The following is a 25,377-nucleotide window of genomic DNA, read 5'->3' on the forward strand; positions in this document are numbered from 1 at the left end:
TCGGAGTCTGGAACCGACCCCCGTAACCACGCGCGCATTGTCCGCTCCAGAAACACGTAAGTCCCAATTTCGCCGTCATAAAAGCCGCATTTTGGCCATCATGGAGCGGGATAGTTTCCCCCGTAGTGTGGTGAGTCTTGCGGGCCCTGTGGAAGCAGAGGCCGAAAGAAGGGTATCTGGATAATGGAAAAGCAGACTGCAAAACGGCGCGATTTCCGCGCCCGGAGCAGGACCTCGCTGGCGGCGCTGACGCGTGGCTGCGATACGTTCCTCCACGACGAAGGGGGCAGCATGTCCTACTTCGCCGTTGTTTCTTCACTGGTGATGATGGTGTTCGGCGGCATTGGCGTCGACATGGTGGTCACCGAGCTGAACCGGACAAAGGTCCAGAACACGCTTGACCGCGCGGTGCTTGCCGCGGCGGATCTCGACCAGACCCTCGAGCCCGAAGAAGTCGTCACCGACTACATGACCAAGATGGGGCTGTCCGATGCCCTGGTCTCGTCGGACGTGGACGAGGGCCTCAACTACCGCATCGTCACCGCCGATGGTTTCGTGCAGATGCCGTCGAACTTCCTGCAGTTGCTGGGGATCGACACGATCAGCGCCTCCGGCCACGCCCAGGCCACCGAGCGCTTCAACAAGGTCGAGGTTTCGCTCGTCGTCGATATCTCGGGGTCGATGGCGGACAACAGCAAGATGGACAACCTCAAGAGCGCCGCCAGCGACTTCGTCGACACGCTGCTGGCCGACGGCAACGACGACCTGGTGTCGATCTCGCTGGTGCCCTACTCCGAACAGGTCAACGCCGGCCCCGACATTCTGAGCAAGCTTTCGGTCGACTGGAAGCACGGCTACTCGCATTGCCTCGAGATGCCGGAGTCGGTCTTCAGCTCCGCCGCGCTCGACACGTCGATGACCTACGAGCAGATGCAGCACTTCCAGTGGAACTACGACGGCAAGAACACGCTGACCGACACGGTATGCCCGCGTTACGACTACGAGCGGATAGCCCCGTTCAGCCAGGACGCCAGCGCCCTGAAGCAACAGATCAACAAGCTGACGCCGCGCGCCGGCACCTCGATCTTCCTGGGGATGAAGTGGGGCAGCGCGCTGCTCGACCCGTCGACCCGCGAAATCGCCAGCAGCCTGATCGACGAGGGTGAAGTGTCCTCCGCCTTCGAAGGCCGACCGCTGGACTATGACGACGAGGAAGTGCTGAAGACCGTGGTGCTGATGACCGACGGCCAGCACGACAAGTCGTTCCGCATCAGCTCGAACTACTACGACTCGGAATCCGAGTATGTGCAGTGGAGCAAGAACAACCTCTGGTACTGGCTGAACCGCAACGTCTACTCGTGGCAGCGCGGCTACTTCTACTACCAGAAGTACGACGCCGACACCGGCGACCGGCTGCTCGACAGCATCTGCACCGCCGCCAAGGACAAGGGCATCATCATCTGGTCGATCGGCTTCGAGGTCCAGGACCACGGCGCCGACGTGATGGAAAGCTGCGCTTCCTCGCCGTCGCATTTCTTCCGCGTCGACGGCACGGAGATCTCGGAAGCCTTCTCGACAATCGCGCACACCCTCAACCAACTGAGGCTGACCCAATGATCGGTTCTGTAAAATCCGCCCTGCGGCGTTTCGGCCGTGACGAAGACGGCTCGATGATCATTCCCTTCGCAATGTGGACCCCGGTCTTCGTCGGCCTGATCATTGCCAGCGTCGAAGCAGGCACCGCGACCATGCGCCAGAGCGCCCTCGACCGCGCGCTCGATGAGACCGTGCGCGAGGTGAAGATCGGAACCGGGACGCTGTTCACCGCGGACGATCTCAAGCAGATGATCTGCGACCGCGCGCCCGTCCTGGGAAGCTGCGTCGAGACGCTGCAGCTCGAGATGGTCGGCCTCGACATGCGCGACTGGGTCCAGCCGGAGACAACGCCGGATTGCGTCGACACCAACCTGTCGGTGACCCCGATGCGCAACTTCGTCAACGGCATCCAGCACGAGACCATGCTGCTGCGCGCCTGCTACAAGTATCGTCCGATCACCCCCGCCGGAGTCCTGGCCGCATCCATGCCGAAGGACGACGAGGGGTACACCGCACTCGTGGCCACCTCGGCCTTCGTGCATGAGCCGATGTAAGGAGTGGGGAGATGATCGCGATGAATAAATCCCTGACCAAGCGCCTCTCGCGTTTTGCCCGCGACACCCGCGGCAACGTGACGATGGAGGTGATGATCACCATGCCCGCCCTGCTGCTCATCTTTGCAGGCTGCTGGGTCTATTTCGACGTTTTCCGCGAATCCGTGGTGAACCAGAAGGCCAACTACGTGATCGGTGACGCGCTCTCGCGCGAAACCGACGAGATCGACGACACCTACATCGACAATGCCTACAAGCTGCTCAAGCTGTTCACCCGCACCGGTGAAGAGGTCTACGACGAGGAGACCTCGCCTGGCTTCTCGGACGGCGATCTCTACCGCACCGACCTGCGGATCACCGTGGTCAGCTACAAGGAGAAGCAGGACAAGTACCAGGTCGAATGGTCCGTGGTGCGGGGCGATCCCGACGAGCTGGCCGACAATGATCTCACCGACATGCGCGATCGCCTGCCGATCATGGCCGACGGCACGCAGGTGATCCTGGTGGAGACCTGGGACGACTACTATCCGCTGTTCCGCGTCGGCCTCGATGCCTTCCCGATCAAGGCATACAGCTTCACCCAGCCGCGCTATGCGCCGCAACTTCTGTACGACGACAAGAACGGCAACAACGGCTGGGGCAACGGCGACCAGGACGCTGCAGGCAACTCCCTGTGCAACAACAACGCCGAGAACGCCACGGACTGCGACAACAGCGACGGCTCCTACAACAACGAGCCGAGCGGCAACGGCGGCTGGTAAGCCTTCGCCCCGGCACGATCCCGCACAAGACAAAGGGCCGCAGCATCGCTGCGGCCCTTTTCGCATCTCGCCCCAAGCGCGCGGGTCCACGCCGGCTGGAAGTGGATCACTCCTCCGGCGGCAGGTCCCCGTTGCGGCGCATGACGAGCACAGAAATGATGTCGGCCATCGGCTTGGTGTCGCGCGCGGCGGTCACCCCGCCGACGGCGACGCGGCGCCCGGTCCGCCACCACAGCCCCGGATGCCAGGCCCGCGGCCCCGGCTCGCTGAGCATCAGCGCAAAGCCGTTCGAGGGTTTCAGCGCAAAGGCGCCGCGGTCCACCTTCACCACGTCGGCCATGCGGGCGATCACCGCGCCCGAGCTGTCGGTCAGCGCCTCTTCGGTGAGCACCAGCTCGCGCGCGGTGACCCGCCACATGTGCTGCGCCACCCAGAGCGCCGCCACGCCCAGCACGATCAGGAACACCAGCCACAGCGGGTTCGCCGGCGGCTGCATCACCGCCAGCCAGAGCAGCAGCAGGCCGAGCCCGCCCATCGTGCCGACGCCGATCACCCGCCGCGGCCCGATCGCCGAGGCGCGGGCCAGAATCTTGTCGTCCGTCATGTCGTCCATGGTTCCTCCCCTGCCCCGGATCAGTCGCGGCGCGGATCGCGCGGATAGACCCCGAGGATCTCGAGATATTCGGTGAAGTAATCGAGTTCCTCCAGCGCGCGCTTCACCGCCGGATCCTCGGGGTGGCCCTCGATGTCGGCGTAGAACTGCGTCGCGGTGAAGGAGCCGCCGACCATGTAGCTTTCCAGCTTGGTCATGTTGACGCCATTGGTGGCGAAACCGCCCATCGCCTTGTAGAGCGCGGCGGGGATGTTGCGCACCTGGAACACGAAGGTGGTCATCATGCCGTGCTCGCCGCGGCGTTCATGATTCGCCTGCGGCGACATCACGAGGAAGCGGGTGGTGTTGTTGCCCTGGTCCTCGATGTGGCGTGCCAGCACGTCGAGCCCGTAGATCTCGCCCGCCAGTTCCGAGGCCAGCGCCGCGATCTCGGGCTTGCCCATCTCGGCCACCTGCCGCGCCGATCCGGCGGTGTCCGCGCCGGTGAGCCGTTTGATCCCGTGCTCGCTCAGGAACTTGCGGCACTGGCCCAGCAGCACCGTGTGGGTCATAGCCTGCTCGATCTTCTCGAGCGGCACGCCGGGCAGCGCCAGCAGGTTGATATGCACCCGGACGAAGGCTTCGCCGATGATGTGCAGCCCCGAGTGCGGCAGCAGCGAGTGAATGTCCGCGACCCGCCCGTAGGTGGAGTTCTCGACCGGCAGCATCGCGAGCTCCGCCTCGCCGCTCTTCACCGCCTCGATCGCGTCCTCAAACGTGCGGCACGGCAGGGCCTCCATGTCCGGACGGGCGTCACGGCAGGCCTGGTGCGAATAGGCGCCAAGCTCTCCCTGGAAGGCAATGCGGTTGGTCATGTCAGTCTCGCGTCGTTTTGGAAACACTTGAGCCTTGTGGGCATTTGGTCGCGGCTAGTATACCTTGCCAGAGGTCAAGGGAAGCCGTAGACCACTGAGCGACGGTTATCTTTCGACGCCCGACCTGGGGAGGACACGCGACACATGTTTGATACCATGACCTTGACGAAGATTGTCGGCGGCGTCTGCGGCGCCTTTCTGATCTACCTGCTTGGCGGCTGGGTCGGCGAAGGGCTCTACCATGTCGGCGGCAGCCACGGCGAGGACGTCGCCTCCTACGTGATCGAGGTGGACGACAGCGGCAGCGGTGGCGGCGAAGAAGAAGCCATGGACTTCGAGACGCTAATGGCCTCGGCCGATGCCGGCAAGGGCGAGAAGGTCTTCGGCAAGTGCCGCGCCTGCCACAAGATCGACGGCTCCAACGCCACCGGCCCGCACCTCGACGGCGTCGTCGGGCGCGAGATCGACGCGGTGGACGGCTTCAGCTACTCCGGCGCGCTCGAGCAGGTCGGCGAGGTCTGGACCCCCGAGAACCTGTTCCACTTCCTCGAGGACCCCAAGGGCGTGGCGCCCGGTACCGCGATGTCCTTCGCCGGCCTGAAGAAGGCAGAGGACCGCGTGAACCTGATCGCCTACCTGGACTCGCTGGGCGGCTGATCGCAGCACGCAGAGGTTTCCAAAGGCCATGGCCCCGCGCCATGGCCTTTTTCTTTGTGGCCTTTTTCTTTGCGCGCAGCCCTTTGAAGCCACAGGCGCGGCATCCGGCAATCGCGGGGCTCCACCCCCTGGGGTATTTTCCTCTAGGCACAGGGCTGTACCCTCACGGCACCGTGCCCCGGCAGGCGCCCTCGCGCCGAAATCGCGAGCGCTCACGCAATCTCCAGCAAGTTCGGCTTGAATGTCGTCACGGCGGGACCTTAGCTTAGATCAAACGGCAGAGCCCAAGCCGACAACCGAAGGGGAGACCACATGATCCGGACGACGCGCCCTGCCGCGGCCGCCACTCGCAGCCTCGATCCGATTGCCCGGCAACTGATTGCCCGGCGCCCCTTCCTCGGCGCGCTGACCGCGCTGGGACTTGCCTTCGCCGCGCCGACCGGCTGGGCCCAGGAAGCCGAGACCGAGGTCTCGACCGAGGCGACGGAAGACAAGATCATCACCTCGCACGGCTATTCCTACTTCGGCGAGCTCGACTATCCTGCCGATTACGACCACTTCGACTTCGCGAATCCCGACGCGCCGAAGGGCGGCGAGATCGTGCTCGGTGCCTCGGGCACCTTCGACAGCATGAACCCCTATTCCCGCAAGGGCCGCGCCGGGGCGCTGACCACGCTGCAATACGACAGCCTGATCGAGAGCACCGAGGATTCCGTCGGCCAGTACTACGGCATCATCGCCGACAGCCTGGAATACCCCGAGGACAAGTCCTGGGTGATCTTCCACATCCGCGCCGAGGCGACCTTCTGGGACGGCACCCCGGTGACCGCCGAGGACGTGGTCTATTCGCACAAGCTTTTCATCACCCAGGGCCTGCCCTCCTATGCTGCCGCCGTCGGCGAGATGGTGACCGGCGCCGAGGCGCTCGACGAGCGCACCGTGAAGTTCACCTTCAACACCGAGCTCACCAAGCGCTCGCGCATCGAGACCGTGGGCGCCACGCCGGTCTTCAAGAAGGCCTGGTTCGAGGAAGACCCCGAGAACCGCCGCCTCGACGAGCCGCGCATGGAGGTGGCCGTCGGCTCGGGCCCCTACAAGCTCGACAGCTACGAGGTGAACCGCCGCATCGTCTACAAGCTGCGCGACGATTACTGGGGCAAGGACATTCCCTTCAACAAGGGGCGGCACAACTACGGCACCATCCGCGTCGAGTATTTCGCCGACCAGACCGCGTCTTTCGAGGCGTTCAAGGCCGGCGAATATACCTTCCGCATCGAGAGCGATCCCAAGCTCTGGGCCACCTCCTACGACTTCCCGCGCATCCAGCAGGGCACGGTGAAGAAGGAAGAGATCGCCGACGGCAGCCCGCCCAACCCCACCGGCTTCGTGTTCAACCTCGCCAAGCCGCAGCTTCAGGACAAGAAGGTGCGCGAGGCGATTGCCCTCGCCTTCAACTTCGAATGGAGCAACGAGAGCCTGCGCTACGGGCTCTACAGCCCGCGCAGCTCCTTCGTCGAGGGCACGCCGATCGAGGCCAAGGGCATGCCCGAGGGCGCCGAGCTGGCGTTCCTGCAGTCGCTGGGCGACGCGGTGCCGGAAGACCTCTACACCACCGATGTCTGGACCATGCACGAGAGCGACCCGGCCGAGCTGATCAGCCGCCGCACCCGCCGCGCCGCCGGCGCGCTGCTGCAGGAGGCGGGCTGGACCGTGGGCGACGACGGGCTGGCGCGCAACGACGCGGGCGAAACGCTCAAGCTGCGCATGATCATCCCCAGCAACATCGAGGCCAGCGTCGAGTCGATGCACGAGACCTACGTCCAGAACCTGCGCGCCCTCGGCGTCGATGCCAGCTACGAGAAGGTCGACCCGTCGCAATACACGCTGCGCCAGCGCGAACGCGACTACGACATGATCTACTCCAGCCGCTACGGCGCCTTCCTGTCCACCGGCGGCGGGCTCAGCCAGATGTACGGCTCGCGCGAAGCCGAGTTCTCGCTGTTCAACCCCGCGGGGCTGGCCAGCCCGCTGGTCGACGCGATCATCGCCGCCAGCTTCGAGGCCACCAGCCAGGACGAAACCGACGTGGCGCTGATGGCGCTCGACCGCGCGCTGCGCTACGAGTTCTTCATCGTCCCCGACGGCTATATCGCAGACTACTGGGTCGCCTATTACGACATGTACGAACACCCCGAGACCATTCCGCCCTACGATCTGGGCTACCTCAGCCTGTGGTGGGTGAACCCCGACAAGGAGAAGGCCCTCAAAGAGGCCGGCGTGCTGAAGTAATATGGGAGCCTACATTCTCCGCAGACTGCTGCTCATCATCCCCACGCTGGTGGGGATCATGATCATCAACTTCGCGCTGGTGCAATTCGTGCCCGGCGGTCCCATCGAACAGATCATCGCCCAGATCGAGGGCCAGGGAGACGTCTTCGGCGGCTTCTCCGGCGGCAGCGGCGGCAACGCCCCCGGCGCCGGGATGAACGAGGTCGGGGCCGGCATGGGCGGCGGCGCGAACGAGAAATACGTCGGCGCCCGCGGCTTGCCGCCCGAGTTCATCGAAAGCCTCGAGAAGGAGTTCGGCTTCGACAAGCCGCCGCTCGAGCGCTTTCTCGGCATGATGTGGAACTACATGCGGCTCGACTTCGGCGAGAGCTACTTCCGCTCGATCTCGGTGATCGACCTCGTGCTGGAGAAGATGCCGGTGTCGATCTCGCTCGGCCTGTGGTCGACCATCATCGCCTATATCGTCTCGATCCCCCTGGGCATCCGCAAGGCGGTGAAGGACGGGTCCAGCTTCGACACCTGGACCTCGGGCGTGATTATCGTCGCCTATGCCATCCCCGGCTTCCTCTTCGCGATCCTGCTGCTGGTGCTCTTCGCCGGGGGTTCGTTCTGGCAGATCTTCCCGCTGCGCGGGCTGACCTCCGACAACTGGGAGGCGCTGAGCTGGCCGATGCGGATCGCCGACTACTTCTGGCACATCGCCCTGCCGGTAATCGCCTCGACGATCTCGGCCTTCGCAACGCTGACGCTGCTGACCAAGAACTCCTTCCTCGACGAGATCAAGAAGCACTACGTGATGACCGCCCGCGCCAAGGGTCTGAGCGAAAGCAAGGTGCTCTACGGCCACGTCTTCCGCAACGCGATGCTGATCGTCATCGCCGGGTTCCCGGCGGTGTTCATCGGCGTCTTCTTCTCGGGGAGCCTGATCATCGAGACGATCTTCTCGCTCGACGGTCTCGGGCGGCTCGGCTTCGAGGCGGCGGTGGCGCGCGATTACCCGGTGATCTTCGGCACCCTCTTCATCTTCGGCCTCATCGGCCTCGTCGTCGGGATCATCTCGGACATGATGTACGTTCTGGTCGATCCGCGCATCGACTTCGAGAAGCGGGAGGGCTGAGATGAGCTACGAGCCCGATCCCCGCCTGCCCGACGCCGAGGGCATCCGCCCGCAGCCCGAACCCGCCGCGCCGGTGGCGCCGCAGCCGAAACCCGGCCGCTTCGCCCTGTCGCCGCTGAACCAGCGGCGCTGGCGCAACTTCAAGCGCAACCGCCGCGCCTTCTGGTCGCTGTGGATCTTCCTGCTGCTCTTCGGCCTGTCGCTCTTCGCCGAATTCATCGCCAACGACAAACCGATCCTCGTCAGCTACCGCGGCGAGCTGCGGATGCCGATCTTCAACTTCTACCCGGAGACCGCCTTTGGCGGCGACTTCCGCACCGAGGCCGCCTACCGCGACCCCGAGGTGCAGTGCCTGATCCGCACCGGCGGGCTGGAAGAGTGTTTCGACGACCCCGAGGGGCTGATCGAGACGGTGGACAATGGCGGCACCCCCGAGGGCGATTTCGCCAAGGGTTGGACCATCTGGCCGCCGATTCCCTATAGCTTCAACACCCCCGTCGACCGTCCCGGCGCCGCGCCCCTGCCCCCGAACGGGCAGAACCTGCTGGGCACCGACGACACCAAGCGCGACGTGCTGGCGCGGGTGATCTACGGCTTCCGCCTGTCGATCCTCTTCACGCTGGTGGTCACCGTGGTGTCGTCGATCATCGGCGTCGTCGCGGGCGCGCTGCAGGGGTTCTTCGGCGGCTGGCTGGACCTGATCTTCCAGCGGTTGATCGAGATCTGGTCGGCCACCCCGTCGCTCTACGTGATCATCATCCTCTTCGCGATCCTGGGCCGAAGTTTCTGGCTGCTGGTGTTCCTGACGGTGCTCTTCGGATGGACCGCGCTGGTGGGCGTGGTGCGCGCCGAGTTCCTGCGCGCGCGCAACCTCGAGTACGTGCGCGCCGCCAAGGCGCTCGGCGTCAGCAACTGGACCATCATGTTCCGCCACATGCTGCCCAACGCCATGGTCGCCACGCTGACCATGCTGCCCTTCATCGTGACGGGCACGATCAGCACCCTCGCGGGCCTCGACTTCCTCGGCTTCGGCCTGCCCTCCTCGGCGCCCTCGCTGGGCGAGCTGACACTGCAGGCCAAGCAGAACCTGCAGGCGCCCTGGCTGGCCTTCACCGCCTTCACCGTCTTCGCCCTGATGCTGTCGCTGCTGGTCTTCATCTTCGAAGGCGTGCGCGACGCGTTCGACCCCAGAAAGACCTTCTCATGAGCGACAATATCCTCGAGGTCCGCGACCTGAAGGTCAGCTTCACGCAGGACGGCAAGAGCAGCCTTGCGGTGAAGGGCGTCAGCTTCGACATCCCGCGCGGCGAGACCGTGGCGCTGGTCGGCGAGTCAGGGTCGGGCAAATCGGTCACCGCGCTGTCGACCGTTTCGCTGCTCGGCGACGCGGCGCATGTCGAAGGCTCGGTGCGCTACAACGATCAGGAGATGATCGGCGCCGACCTCCAGCGGCTGCGCAAGGTGCGCGGCAACGACATCAGCTTCATCTTCCAGGAGCCGATGACCTCGCTCAACCCGCTGCACACGTTGGAAAAACAGCTCGGAGAAAGCCTCGCGCTGCACCAGGGCCTGACCGGCGACAAGGCCCGCGCGCGCATCCTCGACCTGCTCAACAAGGTCGGCATCCGCGACCCCGAAAGCCGGCTTTCCGCCTACCCGCACCAGCTCTCGGGCGGGCAGCGGCAGCGGGTGATGATCGCCATGGCGCTGGCCAACGGGCCCGAGCTGCTGATCGCCGACGAGCCGACCACGGCGCTCGACGTGACCATCCAGGCGCAGATCCTCGAGCTGCTGGCGGACCTCAAGCAGGCGGAAAACATGAGCCTGCTGTTCATCACCCATGACCTCAATATCGTGCGCAAGTTCGCCGACCGGGTCTGCGTGATGAAGGATGGCGAGATCGTCGAGCACGGCCCCACCGCCGCGCTCTTCGCCAACCCACAGCACCCCTACACGCTGAAACTGATCTCGGCCGAGAGCACCGGCACCCCCCGCCCCGTCGAGGTGGGCGCGAAAGAGGTGGCACGGGCCGACAACCTGAAGATCTGGTTCCCGATCCAGAAGGGCTTTCTGAAAAAGACCGTGGGCTACGTGAAGGCGGTCAACGACGCGTCCTTCTCGGTGCGCGCGGGCGAGACCATGGGCATCGTCGGCGAATCCGGCTCTGGCAAGACCACGCTGGCGCTGGCGATCATGCGGCTGATCCAGTCGCAGGGCGGCATCACCTTCGACGGGCGCGACGTGCGCGACCTCTCGACCCGGCAGCTTCGCAAGCTGCGCTCGGAGATGCAGATCGTCTTCCAGGATCCCTTCGGCTCGCTCAGCCCGCGGATGACCTGCGAACAGATCATCGCCGAGGGTCTGGGCGTGCACGGCTCTCCCGACGGGCGGCCCGCGAAAGAGGTGGTGGCGGCGATCATGGCCGAGGTCGGGCTCGACCCGGCCACCATGCACCGCTACCCGCATGAATTCTCCGGCGGCCAGCGCCAGCGCATCGCCATCGCCCGCGCCATGGTGCTGCGGCCCAAGCTGGTGGTGCTGGACGAGCCGACATCGGCGCTCGACATGACGGTGCAGGTACAGATCGTCGAGCTGCTGCGCGAGCTGCAGCGCAAGTACGATCTCGCCTACCTCTTCATCAGCCACGACCTGAAGGTGGTGCGCGCGATGAGCCACAAGGTGATCGTGATGAAGCAGGGCGACGTGGTCGAGATGGGCGACGCGCAGGAGATCTTCACCGCGCCCAAGACCGACTACACGCAAAAGCTGTTCAACGCGGCCTTCGAGCTGGCGGGATAGCGCGACGTGAGCCGGGCGAGCGCCTGCCCGAGGGCTGGCGCCGCGACCCAAGAGAGCCACGCTCTATCCCGGCCAAACCCGGACGACCCCATCCCGTTTCGCGAAGTCGGAAAGCGCCAGCCCGCCGGAACGGCGTCGTCCATCGGGGTTGAACCGATGGCGCACCGATGAACGACCGCCCGCCCGGGGCTTCGCCTTGTTTCCGGACTAGGCGGCCCTCTGCCCGAACTCAGATCGCCGAGCTGTGCCCGGCCTTCGACAGCTCGTAGGCGTCGAAGCTGCGCGCCACCATGCGGGTCAGCGGCCGGGCGCCCAGGGGGATGAACAGCCCGTCCTCGGTGATCTCCAGCAGCCCGTCAAAACGCGCGTTGGCCGCGCGGTACATCCCCTCGAGCATGCCCTCGCTCGCCCCGTAGTCCCGCATCAGTTCGTCCGAGCGGATGCGGAAATCGCACATCAGCATCTCGATCATCCGCGACCGCAAGCGGTCCTCGCCATGGAAGGTGTGTCCGCGCGCGGTCGAGAACCGCCCCTCGCGGATCGCCGAAACATGCGCCGAGGTCGCCGGCGCGTTCTGCGCAAAGCCCTGCGGGAAGCGCGAGATCGACGAAGCCCCCACCCCGATCAGCACCTCGGAAGTGTCATCGGTATAGCCCTGGAAATTGCGCCGCAGCCGGCCGGTCTTCTGCGCGACGGCCAGCCCGTCATCGGGCACGGCGAAATGGTCGATACCGATCTCGGCGTAGCCGTCCCAGGTAAAGAGCTGCCGCGCGGTGTCGAAGAGATCCAGCCGCTCGTCCGGCGTTGGCAGCGCGTCCGAGGGGATCATCTGCTGGCGCTTGGCCATCCAGGGCACATGGGCGTAGCCGTAGAGCGCCACCCGGTCCGGCGCCAGCGACAGCAGCTTCTGTACCGACTCGGTGATCCGCGCCTTGGACTGGTGCGGCAGGCCGTAGAGGATGTCGGCGTTGAGGCTGGCGATGCCGCGCGCGCGGATCATCTCGATCGCCTTGCGGGTCACCTCGTAGCTCTGCTCTCGGCCGATGGTCTTCTGGATCTCGGCGTCGAAGTCCTGCACCCCGATCGAGGCGCGGTTCATGCCGCCCGCGGCCAGCACGTCTAGCCGTTCGGCGTCGATCTCGTTGGGGTCGATCTCGACCGAGAACTCGGCGTTCGGCGCGAAGTCCGCGACCTCGGCGATCTTGTCGATCAGCGCCTTCATCAGATCGGGCGAGAGCAGCGTCGGCGTGCCGCCGCCCCAGTGCAGCCGCGACAGTTTCACCCCGCGCGGCAGGTGCCGCTTGAGCAGTTCCAATTCGGCTTTGAGCGTCTCGACGTAGCTTTCTACCGGACCCAGCGTCGCGGTGCCCTGGGTACGGCAGGCGCAGAACCAGCACAGCCTGCGACAGAAAGGCACGTGCAGGTAGAGCGAGACCGTGCCATTTTCAGGCACCGCTTCGATCCAGCGCGCGAAATCGCCGGGCGTGACGTCGCCGGAGAAATGCGGGGCCGTAGGATAGCTCGTGTAACGCGGGACCTTGGCGTCGAACAGGCCGAGTCGGGAGAGTTGTGTTCGCGTAATCATACGCGTACGCTTACGAAAAATTTCCGCGACAAGACTTTGACGCAGATCAAGATTTGGAAGCGCAATGCTGAACGAAAAGAGCCTTTCGGTTTCGCAAGATTGCAACGAATGTCCGATTCGCCATCGCGCCGTCTGCGCGCGCTGCGAGTCGGATGAGCTCGAGCGGCTGGAAGAGATCAAGTACTACCGCAAGTTCGAGGCCGGTCAGACGGTGATCTGGTCCGGCGACCGGATGGAATTTGTCGGCTCGGTGGTCTCGGGCATCGCCACGCTGACCCAGACCATGGAAGACGGGCGCACGCAGATGGTCGGCCTGCTGCTGCCGTCGGATTTCGTCGGGCGTCCGGGGCGCCCCTCGGCGGCCTATGACGTGGTTGCGACCACCGACCTCGTGATGTGCTGCTTCCGCAAGACGCCCTTCGAAGAGATGATGGTGCGCACACCGCATATCGCGCAGCGCCTGCTGGAGATGACGCTCGACGAGCTCGATGCCGCGCGCGAATGGATGCTGGTGCTCGGCCGCAAGACCGCGCGCGAGAAGATCGCCTCGCTGCTGTCGATCATTGCCCGCCGCGATGCCTCGATCAACATGCGCGACGTGGGCGACCGGCTGACCTTCGATCTGCCGCTGACCCGCGAGGCAATGGCCGACTACCTCGGGCTGACGCTGGAGACGGTGAGCCGCCAAGTCTCGGCCCTGCGCAAGGAAGGGGTGATCGAGCTGGAAGGCAAGCGCCACGTCACGATTCCCGACATGGGCCGCCTGCTCGAAGAGGCCGGCGACGATGCGGACGGCGGCGTCTTCGCCTGACCGCCCGCACCGAGGCTTGGGCGCATCCGTTCAGGCCTCGAAGATCGGCTCGAACCCGCCGTAGATCATCCGCTTGCCGTCGAAGGGCATGTCCATCATCTCCTTCCAGCGGTCATCGGTCTCGAAGGAGGCGCCGCAGCGGTCGGCGGTCTCCTTGTCGGGCCAGATCATCCAGCTGAACACCACCGCCTCGCCCTCCTGCCGCTTCACCGCCATGGGAAAAGAGGTCACCTTGCCGTCGGGCACCTCGGCCTCCCAGCACTCGTGCATCGACAGCGCGCCGTATTCCTTGAACAAGTCCCAGGACTTGCGGGCCGACTCGAGGTAAGCCGCCTTGTTCTCCAGCGGAACGGGCGTCAGAAATCCCCAAACATGTGTCATGAGACATCTCCCTGTTGCTCTCCGGCAGCTTAGGGGCATAATTAAGTTGATATCAACATGTATGAGAGCCGATGAGCGAGACGACGCCTGCCCTGCCCTATGAGACGACCCTCGAAGTGCGCGACCGCTGCCTGTGCTTCCGCGCGCAGCGAGCGGCGCGGGCGCTGGGACGGCGCTTCGACGTGGCGCTGAAACCCGTGGGGCTGACCAACGGGCAGTTCTCGATCCTGATGTCGCTGAACCGGCCCGAGCCGCCGCGCATCTCCGATCTCGCGCCCTTCCTCGCCATGGACCGCACCACGCTGACCGCGGCGCTGAAGGTGCTGGAACGGCGCGGGCTGGTCGAGAGCAGCGCCGACGCCGAGGACAAGCGCGGCCGGCGCCTGCGGCTGTCCCCGCGGGGACACGACGTCCTGCGGGCGGCGCTGCCGATCTGGCGCCGCGAGCACGATGCGGTGGACGCGGCGCTTGGCGATCTGGACCTCGAGACGCTCAAGGCCGCGCTGATGGCGCTCGGAGAGCTCTGAGCCCGTCCCCGCGGGGACGCCCCGTCAGCGCTCGCGCAGGTAGGCCCAGGACACGTAGCCCCGCGTCTCCGGCGCGCGGTCGAGGGCGGCTTCGCACCAGCGGGTGCCGCCGGTCTGGGTGCAATCGTAGACCCGCAGGACGGTGCCGTTCGGCAGGCCGATGATCACGTCGAAGCCGGTGCCCGGCCCGCCGCGCATCTTGAGCATGTCGCCCTCTTCGACGCCATAGACCTCGTAGCGGTCCCCCCAGCCGGAATTGGCGGCACATCCGCCCAGTGTTGCCGCAAGGGCGAGCGCTGCCGCGCCGCGTGTCAGCACGGTCCCGATGGATGCGCGCATGTGAATCTCCTGCTCGTTCTTTTTTGGCCTCTGGCCAAATCTACCTGCTCGGACGCGCGAAAGGAACCGCCGCTGCCCGACCCGGACCGTTGCGCCCGCCGCGTGCGCTGCCGGCGCAACCCCTGCCCCGGACATGGCAAAGGCGGGCCCTCGGGCCCGCCCTCGGACGGCTTGCGCCGCCTCTCCGGTCTCTCGGCAGAAGCCTCTTCTCCCAAGCCTCAATGCGCGAGAAAAACCGGTACCTCGGCCAATTCCAGCATGTTGCGCGTGGCGCCCCCGAGGATCGCCTCGCGGAAGCGGGAATGGCCATAAGCTCCCATGATGATCATGTCGCCGTCGACGTCCTTCACGTGGCGGTTCAGGATGTCGGAGATGCGCGGCATGGTCTTGGTCAGCACGTCGATCTCGGCGCTGACGCCGTGGCGCGCCAGGTATTGCGACAGCATGCCTCCGGGGTCGGAGCGGTTCGGCCCGTGCTGCGGCGGGTCGATCACCACCACGTGCACCGCCTCGGCCTCCTTGAGGATCGGCATGGCGGCGCGCACCGAGCGCAGCGCCTCGGCGCTCTCGTTCCAGCCCAGAACGACCCGCTTGGGCTTGCTCGACGGATCGGAGGCGCGGGGCACCACCAGCACCGGCGCCTGCCCCTCGAAGAGCGCGCCCTCGACCACCGGCTCGAGCTCGACGCCGCGGTCAGGCCCGTAGGGCTTGGGCAGCACGACCATGTCGGCAAAGCGCGCCCGTCCGGCGACGTGGCGCCCGATGTCGGCGAGCTGGGCAACGCCCTCCTCGACCGACCAGCGCAGCTCGAAGCGGTTCAGCCGGTCCTTGGCCGCGGCGGCCAGCGCGCTGGCGTCCTTGGAGGCGCGGTCGAGCGTTTCCTGCAGAATGATCGCATCCGCACCGGCGTAGTAATAGCCGGTTTGGGTGCGGTCGACGCCGAAGCCCAGAACATCGAGATGGGCATCCCAGCACGCGGCGACGGCGGCAGCGTGATCTATGGTCGACCCGAGGAAGGCTTCATCGGTGACGACCGTGAGTATTGATTTGTAGCCCATTGCACTCTCCATGGTATTGTCCGGGAGGGCCCGACACCGGCACTCTACGCCCGAAGGGCAACCCTTAGAATGACTTAACGCAAGACTTCGGAGCCAAAGCCTTGATTCAGATCAAGGCTGGGCGGGGTCAATCACTTCACAACCCCGTCAGTCAGAACCGCTCGCGCGGTCAACGAATCGTGCGAGTCAGACGAAGGGACGAACGATGCTGAATTATATCAAGCTCATCGTGCTGGGGGTTGTCGCGCTCTTTGCGCTGATTGCCGCCAATTACGCACGAGACGTGGCTTACATGGTCAATGCGCTGACCATCTTCCTCATCGCGGCGGGTCTGTTCCTCTGGACCCTCCGCAACACCGACGAGCCGGTGCCCCCCAAGGTGCGTGAACTCTCCTACATGGATGATGTGGTGCGTGCCGGCGTGATTGCAACCGCCTTCTGGGGCGTGGTCGGCTTTGCGGTCGGCGTGTTCATCGCCACCCAGCTGGCCTTTCCGGCGCTCAATTTCGAGTGGGCGCAGGGCTTTGCCAACTTCGGGCGGCTGCGGCCGCTGCACACCTCGGCGGTGATTTTCGCCTTTGGCGGCAACGCGCTGATCTGCACATCGTTCTACGTCGTCCAGCGGACCTCGGCGACCCGGCTCTGGGGCGGCAACCTCGCCTGGTGGGTGTTCTGGGGCTACCAGCTGTTCATCGTCCTGGCCGCCACCGGCTACCTGCTGGGCGCCACCCAGTCCAAGGAATACGCCGAGCCCGAATGGTACGTCGACTGGCTGCTGACCGTCGTCTGGGTCGCCTACCTGCTGGTCTTCGTCGGCACGATCATCAAGCGCAAGGAACCCCACATCTACGTGGCGAACTGGTTCTACCTGAGCTTCATCATCACCGTCGCCATGCTGCACATCTTCAACAACCTGAGCATCCCCGTGTCGATCTGGGGCTCCAAGTCGGTGCAGGTGTTCTCTGGCGTGCAGGACGCGATGACGCAATGGTGGTACGGCCACAACGCCGTGGGCTTCTTCCTGACCGCCGGTTTCCTCGGCATGATGTACTACTTCGTGCCCAAGCAGGCCGAGCGCCCCGTGTTCTCCTACAAGCTGTCGATCGTGCACTTCTGGGCGCTGATCTTCATCTACATCTGGGCCGGTCCGCACCACCTGCACTACACCGCCCTGCCCGACTGGGCCTCGACCCTCGGCATGGTGTTCTCGATCATCCTGTGGATGCCCAGCTGGGGCGGCATGATCAACGGCCTGATGACCCTCTCGGGGGCCTGGGACAAGCTGCGCACCGACCCGATCATGCGCATGCTGGTGATCTCCATCGGTTTCTACGGCATGTCGACCTTCGAAGGCCCGATGATGTCGATCCGCGCGGTGAACTCGCTGTCGCACTACACCGACTGGACCATCGGCCACGTGCACTCCGGCGCCCTGGGCTGGAACGGCATGATCACCTTCGGCGCGCTCTACTTCCTGACGCCGAAACTGTGGAACCGTGAGCGTCTCTACAGCCTCAGCCTCGTCAGCTGGCACTTCTGGCTCGCCACCATCGGCATCGTGCTCTACGCCGCGTCGATGTGGGTCACGGGCATCATGGAAGGCCTGATGTGGCGCGAGGTGGATGCCAACGGCTTCCTCGTCAACAGCTTCGCCGACACCGTGTCTGCCAAGTTCCCGATGTACGTGGTGCGTGCCCTTGGCGGCCTGCTCTACATCTCCGGCGCAATCATCATGTGCTACAACCTGTGGATGACCGTGAAACGGGCTCCGGCTGTCGAAGCCGAGACCGCCACGGCGCATGCCACTCCGGCCGAATAAGGAGGGCCGAAGATGAGCATTCTCGACAAACACGGGATCCTGGAGAAGAACGTCACACTGCTGGCCGTCTTCGCCTTCCTGGTGGTGACCATCGGCGGGCTGGTGCAGATCGTGCCGCTGTTCTACCTGGAAAACACCATCGAGGACGTGGAGGGCATGCGCCCCTACACGCCGCTGGAGCTGGCCGGGCGCGACATCTACATCCGCGAGGGCTGCTACGTCTGCCACAGCCAGATGATCCGCCCGATGCGCGACGAGGTGGAGCGCTACGGCCACTACAGCCTCGCGGCGGAGTCGCAGTACGACCACCCGTTCCAATGGGGCTCGAAGCGGACGGGGCCCGACCTCGCCCGCGTCGGCGGCCGCTACTCCGACGAGTGGCACGTGGATCACCTGACCGACCCGCAGTCCGTGGTGCCTGAATCGGTGATGCCGAAATACGGGTTCCTCTCGGCCAAGCTGATCGACGGCACGCACATGGAGGATCTTCTGGCGACGCACCGCATGGTCGGCGTGCCCTATACCGACGAGATGGTCGAGAACGCCTCGGCCGACTTCCGGGTCCAGGCGAACCCCGATGCCGACTACGACGGGCTGCTCGAGCGCTACGGCGAGAAGGTCAGCGTGCGCAACTTCGACGGCGATCCGGGCATCTCGGAAATGGATGCGCTGGTGGCCTACCTGCAAATGCTCGGCACGCTGGTCGATTTCTCGACCTTCACGCCCGACGCGAGCCGCTGAGGAGGGATCGAGATGGACACCTATTCCGCCCTGCGCCACTTCGCGGACAGCTGGGGCCTGCTGGCGATGTTCCTGTTCTTCGTGGGGATGATCCTCTGGATCTTCCGCCCCGGCGCCAGGCGCACCCACGACGATGCCGCAAGCATCCCGCTCCGCAACGACACCGCCCCGGTCGCGCCTTCCGCGCCCGAGAAACCCGCCCAGAAGTGAGGAGGCGAGGATCATGAGCGACAAGACAGACACCAAGAAAGACGATCTCGACTACGAGACCACGGGCCATTCCTGGGATGGTATCCAGGAGTACAACAAGCCGCTGCCGCGCTGGTGGCTGATGGTCTTCTACGCCACCATCATCTGGGGCGTCGGCTACACCATCGCCTACCCCGCCTGGCCGGGCGTGCGCTCGGCCACCGCGGGCCTGCTCGGCTGGTCCACCCGCGGCGCCGTCGCCGAGGAGATCTCGGCGCAGGAGGCCAAGCTCGCGCCGATCAACGAGCAGCTCGCCTCGGTCGAGCTGACCTCGATCGCGAGCGATCCCGAGCTCAACGGCTACGCGCAGAACGCCGGCGCCGCGGTCTTCCGCACCTGGTGCGCGCAGTGCCACGGCTCGGGCGCGGCGGGGGCCAAGGGCTATCCCAACCTGCTGGACGACGACTGGCTCTGGGGCGGCTCGATCGAGGAGATCCACACCACGATCACCCACGGCATCCGCAACGAGGACGACCCCGATGCGCGCTACTCGGAGATGCCCGCCTTCGGACGCGACGGGCTGCTGGAGCGCGAGCAGATCGCCGCGGTCAGCAACTACGTGATGACCCTCTCGGGCGAGGAGCCGCAGGATGCCTCGCTGGTCGAGGAAGGCGCCACGGTCTATGCGGACAACTGCGCCGCCTGCCATGGCGAGGACGGCACCGGCGACCGCTTCCAGGGCGCGCCGAACCTGACCGACGCGATCTGGCTCTACGGCGGCGACTACGCGACCATCCACGAGACGGTGACCAACGCCCGCTTCGGCGTCATGCCGAACTGGAACACGCGCCTGTCGGAAGCCGAGATCCGCGCCGTGGCGACCTACGTGCACGGGCTCGGCGGCGGCGAAGCCTCCGAATAGCCCCACGCAAGATACCTCCGGGCCCGACGGTCCGGAGGCCAGACGCCGGTGCCCCCTCCTGTTTGCGCGTTTCCAGGGGCACCGGCGTTTTCATTTTGCGATTGCACGGAAAGCGCACGTTTCACGTCGCAGCAGGCCGGTTCAGCCCCTGCAATGCGCCACAGGCACATTTCTGCCCTTGGCACGCGGCCAGATTCCGCCGATCATCCTAGCCAAACCCCGGCGACGCCCGTCGCACACCCGGGGCGCCTCGGGCGCATCGGGTCGGGCGGCATGTGTCGAACGCGCAGGCTGCGGAGCCTCGGCTCCAAGGTCTGTCCGGGTCGCAGTCATGAAAGTTTTCGCATATATTCCAAGCACTTTTGACCTCCTGAATATTTCGCTTCGCCCCAACATTATTGACCCGGGGCCAAATTCCAGCCAGTCAGGAAGAATTCTGACATGTAAGATTGTTTTAAATAATGAATTGGACTTCTCTCCCCCCTCTCCCTGCGCTCAGGGCCTTTGCCGCCTATGCCGAGACCGGATCGGTACAGAAGGCCGGCGCATCGCTGAACGTCAGCCACGCGGCGATCAGCCAGCAGATACGTAACCTCGAGTCGCATCTCGGCATCGGGCTGCTCGACCGGTCCCGGCGCTCCATGGCGCTCACCGAGGAAGGCGCCCGGCTCGCGCAGGCGCTGACCGAGGGCTTCGGCCGCATAGCGCAGGAGATCGAGGCGCTGACCGGTGCCGAGGCCGACCGGCCGCTGACGATCACCACGACGCCGAGCTTCGCCGCGTCCTGGCTGATGCCGCGGCTGGCACGGTTCCGCGAGGCGCACCCCGAGATCAGCCTGATGATCGACCCCTCGTCGCGGCTCGCGCCGCTCGAGCCGGGCGGCGTCGACGTGGCGCTGCGCTACGGCTCGGGCCGCTGGCCGGGGCTCGAGTCGGAACTGCTGGTGGAATCGCCGATCGCGCTGGTCGGCTCGCCGCGGCTGGTCGGCGACCGCGACTACGACGACCCGGCGGAGCTGCGCAGCTTCCACTGGCTGCAGGAGCTCGGCACCAACGAGGCCACCGACTGGTTCGCCGAGTACGGCATCGACCACGATGCGCGGCAGGGGGTCAGCTCGCTGCCCGGCAACCTGATGCTCGAGGCGGCGCGGCAGGGTCACGGCATCGCCATCACCGCCCGGGTCTTCGCCGAGGACGACATCGCCGCGGGGCGGTTGCGACTTCTCTTCGAAGACAGCCGCCTGAAGGGGTATTATCTGGTCACCCGCCCCGGCGTGCTGCGCGCCCCCCTGCGCCTGTTCACCACCTGGCTGCGACGAGAAGCCGCAAAAGCTAAGTGAAAGATATGCTTATTGATGCAGGTCAAAGTTCGGGAGGCGCCGCGGCGTCAGAACGGGCGGCACAGGCAGATTCGAACCGGAGTACCTGCGGTGTCCGAGACCCAACCAGGCGCGCCCTCGCTCTACGCGGCGCGCGAGCCGATCTTTCCCCGCCGCGTGCGCGGGCATTTCCGCAATCTCAAGTGGGTGCTGATGCTCGTCCTGCTGGGCATCTACTACGTCACCCCCTGGCTGCGCTGGGACCGCGGACCGCAGCTGCCTGACCAGGCGGTGCTGGTCGATCTCGCCAACCGACGTTTCTTCTTTTTCTTCATCGAGATCTGGCCGCACGAGTTCTACTTCGTCGCGGGCCTGCTGATCATGGCGGGGCTCGGGCTCTTCCTCTTCACCTCGGCGCTGGGGCGGGTCTGGTGCGGCTACGCCTGCCCGCAGACCGTCTGGACCGACCTCTTCATCCTGGTCGAGCGCTGGATCGAGGGCGACCGCAACGCCCGCCTGCGCCTGCACCGGCAGAAGAAATGGGATGTCCGCAAGGCCCGGCTGCGCGTGACCAAATGGGTCGCCTGGCTGCTCATCGCGCTGGCCACCGGCGGCGCCTGGGTGTTCTATTTCACCGACGCCCCGACGCTGCTGGTCGACCTGGTGACCGGCAACGCCCACCCGGTGGCCTACACCACCATCCTGATCCTGACCGCCACCACCTTCGCCTTCGGCGGCTTCGCCCGCGAGCAGATCTGCATCTACGCCTGCCCCTGGCCGCGCATCCAGGCGGCGATGATGGACGAGGACACGCTCACCGTCGGCTACCGCGACTGGCGCGGCGAGCCGCGCGGCAAGCACCGCAAGGCGGAGGGCGCCGAGAACCTCGGCGACTGCATCGACTGCAACGCCTGCGTCAACGTCTGCCCCATGGGCATCGACATCCGCGACGGCCAGCAGCTCGCCTGCATCACCTGCGCGCTCTGCATCGACGCCTGCGACGACGTGATGGAGAAGATCGGCAAGCCGCGCGGGCTGATCGACTACCTCGCCCTGTCGGACGAGACCCGCGAGCGCGACGGCCACGCACCGCGCAAGGTCTGGAAGCACATCTTCCGTCCGCGCGTCATCCTCTACACCGCGCTCTGGTCGCTGGTCGGCCTCGGCCTCGTCGTCGCGCTGGTGATGCGTCCCGAGATCGAGCTTAGCGTCGCGCCGGTGCGCAATCCGACCTTCGTGGTGCTCTCGGACGGCTCGATCCGCAACACCTACGACGTGCGGCTGCTCAACAAGCATGGCGAGGACAGGCCCTTCCAGCTGTCGCTTTCGGATGACGCCGCCCTGCAGATCAGCCTCGAGGGGGAGGACGACATGACCGTTGACGTGCCCGCCAACGAGACGCACCTTCAACGGGTCTACGTGACCGCACCCGAAGGCACCCCCGAGGCGCAGGCGGAACGCACCGAGTTCCACATCTGGGTCGAGGACCTCACCACCGGCGACCGCGCCGGCAAGGAAACCATCTTCAACGGACGGGACAACTGATGACCGAAGCACAAGATAGCGGACGCAAGCTCACCGGCTGGCACGTGCTGGCGATCTTCGGCGGTGCCTTCGGGGTGATCATCGCGGTGAACATCGCGCTGGCCTACAATGCCATCGCCACCTTCCCCGGGCTCGAGGTGCCGAACTCCTACGTCGCCAGCCAGACCTTCGACGCGCGCCGCGCCGAACAGGAGGCCCTGCGCTGGACCGCCCATGCCGAGCCGCGCGACGGCGCGGTGGTGCTGCGGTTCACCGATGCCGAGGGTTTGCCGGTGAAGCCCGCCGAGATGACCGCCACGCTCGGCCGCTCGACCCACGTCAAGGACGACCACACCCCCGAGTTCTTCTGGGATGGCCGCCAGTTCGTCGCCGCCGACGCCCTCGCAGCAGGGCATTGGAACGTCTGGGTGAAGGCCCGCTCCGAAGACGGCACGCATTTCGAGCAACGCCTGGAATTCTTCATCAGGGACTGACCGGATGACCGCCACCCTGCGCCCGCCCGCCTCCGCCTGCCCGGCCTGCGTCGCCGCCCCCGCCGCCGAGGCGCTGGCCGAGCGCGTGCAGCCAACCGAGGCGAAGCTGGCGCTCTCGCTGCCCAGCATCCATTGCGCCGCCTGCATGACTGCGGTCGAGACCGCGCTCGAAAAGGTGACCGGCGTGCACAGCGCCCGGGTCAACCTCAGCCAGAAGCGCGTGCGCATCGAGGCCGCGCCCGAGATCACCGCCGAGGCGCTGATCCCCGTGGTCGAGGCGGCGGGCTACGAGGCGCATGAGCTCGACGCCGGCACGCTGGCGGCCACCGCCACCGACAAGGCCGGGCGCGACCTGCTGATGCGCCTCGCCGTCGCGGGCTTTGCCGCGATGAACGTGATGCTGCTGTCGATCGCCGTCTGGTCCGGCGCCGAGGGGCCGACGCGCGATCTCTTCCACTGGGTCTCGGCGGCCATCGTGCTGCCCACCATCGCCTTCTCTGCCCAGCCCTTCTTCCGCAACGCCTGGACCGCGCTGCGCGCCGGGCATCTCAACATGGACGTGCCGATCTCGCTGGCGATCCTGCTGGCCATCGTCACCTCGCTCTGGGAAACCATGCTCTCGGGCGAGCACGCCTATTTCGACGCGGCCATCGCGCTGACCTTCTTCCTGCTCACCGGGCGCTACCTCGACCACCGCACCCGCGCCATCGCCCGCTCCGCCGCCGAGGAGCTTTCGGCGCTGGAAGTGCCGCGCGCCTGGCGGCTCACCGAGGCGGGCGAAGAGCAGGTGCCGGCCTCGGAGCTGCGCGTCGGCGACCTGATCCGCGTGCGCCCCGGCGGGCGCATGCCGGTCGACGGCGAGATCCGCGAGGGGTTGTCCGAGCTCGACCGCTCGCTGCTCACCGGCGAGACCCTGCCCGTCTACGCCGCCCCCGGGCAGACGGTCAGCGCGGGCGAGGTGAACCTCACCGGCCCGCTGGTGATCCGCGCCTCGGCGGTGGGCCGCGACACCTCGCTGCACCGCATGGCCGATCTGGTGGCCGTGGCCGAGTCGGGCCGCGAAAATTACACGCCGCTCGCCGACAAGGCTGCCAAGCTCTACGCGCCCGGCGTGCATATCCTCGCCGCGCTGGCCTTCCTGGGTTGGCTGCTCTGGTCGGGCGATTTCCGCGTTGCGCTCAATATCGCCGCCGCCGTGCTGATCATCACCTGTCCCTGTGCGCTCGGCCTTGCGGTGCCCGCGGTGACCACCGCCGCCTCGGGACGGCTCTTCAAGCAGGGGCTGCTGATCAAGGACGGCACCGCGCTCGAGCGGCTGGCCGAGGTCGACACGGTGGTCTTCGACAAGACCGGCACGCTGACCGCGGGCACGCCGACGCTGACCAACCGCGATGATTTCACCCACCACGACCTGGAGATCGCCCTCGCCCTCGCCGAGGGCTCTGCCCACCCGCTCTCGGTCTCGCTGACCGCCGCGCTGCGCGCCGCCGGGATCACCCCCACCGAGGTCACCGGCATCAACGAGGTGCCCGGCCATGGCACCGAGGCGCTCTGGCGCGGAGAGCCCGTGCGGCTCGGCCGCGCCGCCTGGGTCGGCGGCGGGCAGAGCGCCACCACCTCCGCCTGGCTGCGCATTGGGCAAGGCCCGGCGCAGGTCTTCACCTTCGAGGACAGTTTGAGGGACGGTGCCGAAGAAACCATCTCGGCGCTCGGGAAGATGGGCAAGCAGGTGATCCTGATCTCCGGTGACAGCACCGCCGCGGTCGAGGCGCTGGCAACGCGGCTGCAGATTCCGCAATGGATCGCCGAGGCGCTGCCGCAGGACAAGGCGGCGCGGATCCGGGCGCTCTCGGGCGCGGGCAGACACGTGCTGATGGTCGGCGACGGGCTCAACGACACGGCCGCGCTGGCCGGCGCCCATGTCTCGATCTCCCCCGCCTCGGCGCTGGATGCGGCGCGCACCGCCTCGGACATCGTGCTGCTGGGCCGATCCCTCGCGCCGATCCCCGGCGCGCTGGCGGTGGCCGGCAAGGCGACAAGGCGCATCCGCCAGAACTTCGCCATCGCCACCTGGTACAATGTGATCGCCGTGCCGCTGGCCGTCGCCGGGCTCTGCTCGCCGTTGATCGCGGCGCTGGCCATGTCGGCCTCCTCGATCACCGTCTCGCTGAACGCACTGCGCCTGAAAGGCCCGGGGCTGAAGGACACGCAATGAACATCCTTGCCTATCTCATCCCGATCTCGCTGATCCTCGGAGGGCTGGGGCTCGGCTTCTTCGTCTTCACCGTGAAGAGCCGCCAGTACGACGACCCCGAGGGCGACGCGCAGCGCATCCTCTCGGGTCAGTACGACGACCGCCCCAAGCAGGACTGAGCCTGCCAAAACGAGGCCCTGCGGGCCTGCCTCCGGCGGGGATTTTTTTGATCTA

Annotated in this window: 25 protein-coding genes; 19 read left to right on the forward strand and 6 right to left on the reverse strand. The window is 66.2% G+C overall.

What is annotated here, in order from left to right:
- Positions 1–291: 291 nt before the first annotated feature.
- The 3 genes from LC039_RS04500 to LC039_RS04510 are packed head-to-tail and all read left to right on the forward strand — an operon-like array spanning position 292 to position 2,911.
- Complete coding sequence (locus tag LC039_RS04500) at positions 292–1,617, forward strand: TadE/TadG family type IV pilus assembly protein (protein WP_226621870.1); 1,326 nt, start codon at positions 292–294, stop codon at positions 1,615–1,617.
- Positions 1,614–2,150 (forward strand): TadE/TadG family type IV pilus assembly protein, encoded by a 537-nt coding sequence (locus LC039_RS04505; RefSeq protein ID WP_226621871.1) that lies wholly within the window; start codon positions 1,614–1,616, stop codon positions 2,148–2,150. The genes LC039_RS04500 and LC039_RS04505 overlap by 4 nt, the downstream gene beginning before the upstream one ends.
- A gap of 11 nt (positions 2,151–2,161) precedes the next feature.
- Complete coding sequence (locus LC039_RS04510; RefSeq protein WP_226621872.1) at positions 2,162–2,911, forward strand: TadE/TadG family type IV pilus assembly protein; 750 nt, start codon at positions 2,162–2,164, stop codon at positions 2,909–2,911.
- A 106-nt stretch (positions 2,912–3,017) separates the two neighbouring features.
- Here LC039_RS04510 and LC039_RS04515 read toward each other — a convergent pair whose 3' ends face one another.
- A complete protein-coding gene (locus tag LC039_RS04515; RefSeq protein WP_226621873.1) occupies positions 3,018–3,524 on the reverse strand; it encodes a hypothetical protein in 507 nt (168 codons plus the stop codon).
- 20 nt (positions 3,525–3,544) lie between these two features.
- On the reverse strand, positions 3,545–4,378 hold the full coding sequence (locus tag LC039_RS04520) for a prephenate dehydratase (RefSeq protein WP_226621874.1): 834 nt from the start codon (positions 4,376–4,378) through the stop codon (positions 3,545–3,547).
- A gap of 144 nt (positions 4,379–4,522) precedes the next feature.
- On the opposite strand from LC039_RS04520, the gene LC039_RS04525 reads away from it, so the two are divergent.
- The 5 genes from LC039_RS04525 (at position 4,523) to LC039_RS04545 (ending at position 11,240) form a co-directional block, all read left to right on the forward strand.
- Positions 4,523–5,035 carry a c-type cytochrome gene (locus LC039_RS04525; RefSeq protein ID WP_226621875.1) on the forward strand — a complete coding sequence of 171 codons (513 nt, stop codon included), beginning with the start codon at positions 4,523–4,525 and terminating at the stop codon, positions 5,033–5,035.
- Between the two features lie 312 nt (positions 5,036–5,347).
- Entirely contained in the window at positions 5,348–7,324 is a 1,977-nt protein-coding gene (locus LC039_RS04530) for an extracellular solute-binding protein (protein ID WP_226621876.1), read from the forward strand.
- A 1-nt stretch (position 7,325) separates the two neighbouring features.
- On the forward strand, positions 7,326–8,441 hold the full coding sequence (locus tag LC039_RS04535; RefSeq protein ID WP_226621877.1) for a microcin C ABC transporter permease YejB: 1,116 nt from the start codon (positions 7,326–7,328) through the stop codon (positions 8,439–8,441).
- Between the two features lies 1 nt (position 8,442).
- Complete coding sequence (locus tag LC039_RS04540) at positions 8,443–9,648, forward strand: ABC transporter permease (RefSeq protein WP_226621878.1); 1,206 nt, start codon at positions 8,443–8,445, stop codon at positions 9,646–9,648.
- Positions 9,645–11,240, forward strand: coding sequence for an ABC transporter ATP-binding protein (locus LC039_RS04545; protein ID WP_226621879.1), 1,596 nt, complete (start codon positions 9,645–9,647; stop codon positions 11,238–11,240). Before LC039_RS04540 ends, LC039_RS04545 begins: the two co-directional genes overlap by 4 nt.
- 229 nt (positions 11,241–11,469) lie before the next feature.
- On the opposite strand, the gene hemN is transcribed toward LC039_RS04545, so the two are convergent.
- Entirely contained in the window at positions 11,470–12,825 is a 1,356-nt protein-coding gene (gene hemN, locus LC039_RS04550; protein WP_226621880.1) for an oxygen-independent coproporphyrinogen III oxidase, read from the reverse strand.
- Between the two features lie 64 nt (positions 12,826–12,889).
- Here hemN and fnrL point away from each other — a divergent pair, with 64 nt between their 5' ends.
- Entirely contained in the window at positions 12,890–13,636 is a 747-nt protein-coding gene (gene fnrL / locus LC039_RS04555; protein WP_226621881.1) for a transcriptional regulator FnrL, read from the forward strand.
- Between the two features lie 30 nt (positions 13,637–13,666).
- Here fnrL and LC039_RS04560 read toward each other — a convergent pair whose 3' ends face one another.
- Positions 13,667–14,017 carry a DUF1428 domain-containing protein gene (locus LC039_RS04560; protein ID WP_226621882.1) on the reverse strand — a complete coding sequence of 117 codons (351 nt, stop codon included), beginning with the start codon at positions 14,015–14,017 and terminating at the stop codon, positions 13,667–13,669.
- A gap of 71 nt (positions 14,018–14,088) precedes the next feature.
- Between LC039_RS04560 and LC039_RS04565 the strand changes: the two genes are divergently transcribed.
- Positions 14,089–14,544 (forward strand): MarR family winged helix-turn-helix transcriptional regulator, encoded by a 456-nt coding sequence (locus LC039_RS04565; RefSeq protein WP_226621883.1) that lies wholly within the window; start codon positions 14,089–14,091, stop codon positions 14,542–14,544.
- A 24-nt stretch (positions 14,545–14,568) separates the two neighbouring features.
- Here LC039_RS04565 and LC039_RS04570 read toward each other — a convergent pair whose 3' ends face one another.
- Positions 14,569–14,883: an SH3 domain-containing protein gene (locus tag LC039_RS04570; protein ID WP_226621884.1), complete on the reverse strand. Its 315-nt coding sequence runs from the start codon at positions 14,881–14,883 to the stop codon at positions 14,569–14,571.
- Positions 14,884–15,101: 218 nt separating this feature from the next.
- Entirely contained in the window at positions 15,102–15,941 is an 840-nt protein-coding gene (locus LC039_RS04575; protein WP_226621885.1) for a universal stress protein, read from the reverse strand.
- A gap of 205 nt (positions 15,942–16,146) precedes the next feature.
- Here LC039_RS04575 and ccoN point away from each other — a divergent pair, with 205 nt between their 5' ends.
- From ccoN to ccoS, 9 genes are all read left to right on the forward strand, one after another.
- The gene (gene ccoN / locus LC039_RS04580; RefSeq protein ID WP_226621886.1) at positions 16,147–17,760 is read left to right on the forward strand and encodes a cytochrome-c oxidase, cbb3-type subunit I; all 1,614 of its coding nucleotides are present in this window, start codon (positions 16,147–16,149) and stop codon (positions 17,758–17,760) included.
- Between the two features lie 12 nt (positions 17,761–17,772).
- Positions 17,773–18,501, forward strand: coding sequence for a cytochrome-c oxidase, cbb3-type subunit II (gene ccoO, locus LC039_RS04585; RefSeq protein WP_226621887.1), 729 nt, complete (start codon positions 17,773–17,775; stop codon positions 18,499–18,501).
- Between the two features lie 12 nt (positions 18,502–18,513).
- Positions 18,514–18,711 (forward strand): cbb3-type cytochrome c oxidase subunit 3, encoded by a 198-nt coding sequence (locus LC039_RS04590; protein ID WP_226621888.1) that lies wholly within the window; start codon positions 18,514–18,516, stop codon positions 18,709–18,711.
- A gap of 13 nt (positions 18,712–18,724) precedes the next feature.
- Positions 18,725–19,612 carry a cytochrome-c oxidase, cbb3-type subunit III gene (gene ccoP / locus LC039_RS04595; protein WP_226621889.1) on the forward strand — a complete coding sequence of 296 codons (888 nt, stop codon included), beginning with the start codon at positions 18,725–18,727 and terminating at the stop codon, positions 19,610–19,612.
- A 461-nt stretch (positions 19,613–20,073) separates the two neighbouring features.
- A complete protein-coding gene (locus LC039_RS04600) occupies positions 20,074–20,952 on the forward strand; it encodes a LysR substrate-binding domain-containing protein (protein ID WP_226621890.1) in 879 nt (292 codons plus the stop codon).
- Between the two features lie 90 nt (positions 20,953–21,042).
- On the forward strand, positions 21,043–22,476 hold the full coding sequence (ccoG, locus tag LC039_RS04605; RefSeq protein ID WP_226621891.1) for a cytochrome c oxidase accessory protein CcoG: 1,434 nt from the start codon (positions 21,043–21,045) through the stop codon (positions 22,474–22,476).
- Complete coding sequence (locus tag LC039_RS04610; RefSeq protein ID WP_226621892.1) at positions 22,476–22,949, forward strand: FixH family protein; 474 nt, start codon at positions 22,476–22,478, stop codon at positions 22,947–22,949. The genes ccoG and LC039_RS04610 overlap by 1 nt, the downstream gene beginning before the upstream one ends.
- Positions 22,950–22,953: 4 nt before the next feature.
- Positions 22,954–25,164: a heavy metal translocating P-type ATPase gene (locus LC039_RS04615; RefSeq protein ID WP_226621893.1), complete on the forward strand. Its 2,211-nt coding sequence runs from the start codon at positions 22,954–22,956 to the stop codon at positions 25,162–25,164.
- On the forward strand, positions 25,161–25,322 hold the full coding sequence (ccoS, locus tag LC039_RS04620; RefSeq protein WP_226621894.1) for a cbb3-type cytochrome oxidase assembly protein CcoS: 162 nt from the start codon (positions 25,161–25,163) through the stop codon (positions 25,320–25,322). The genes LC039_RS04615 and ccoS overlap by 4 nt, the downstream gene beginning before the upstream one ends.
- Positions 25,323–25,377: the final 55 nt, after the last annotated feature.

Origin of the sequence: Alloyangia pacifica, from assembly GCF_020524285.1 — a bacterium.
Classification (GTDB): Bacteria; Pseudomonadota; Alphaproteobacteria; order Rhodobacterales; family Rhodobacteraceae; genus Salipiger; species Salipiger pacificus_B.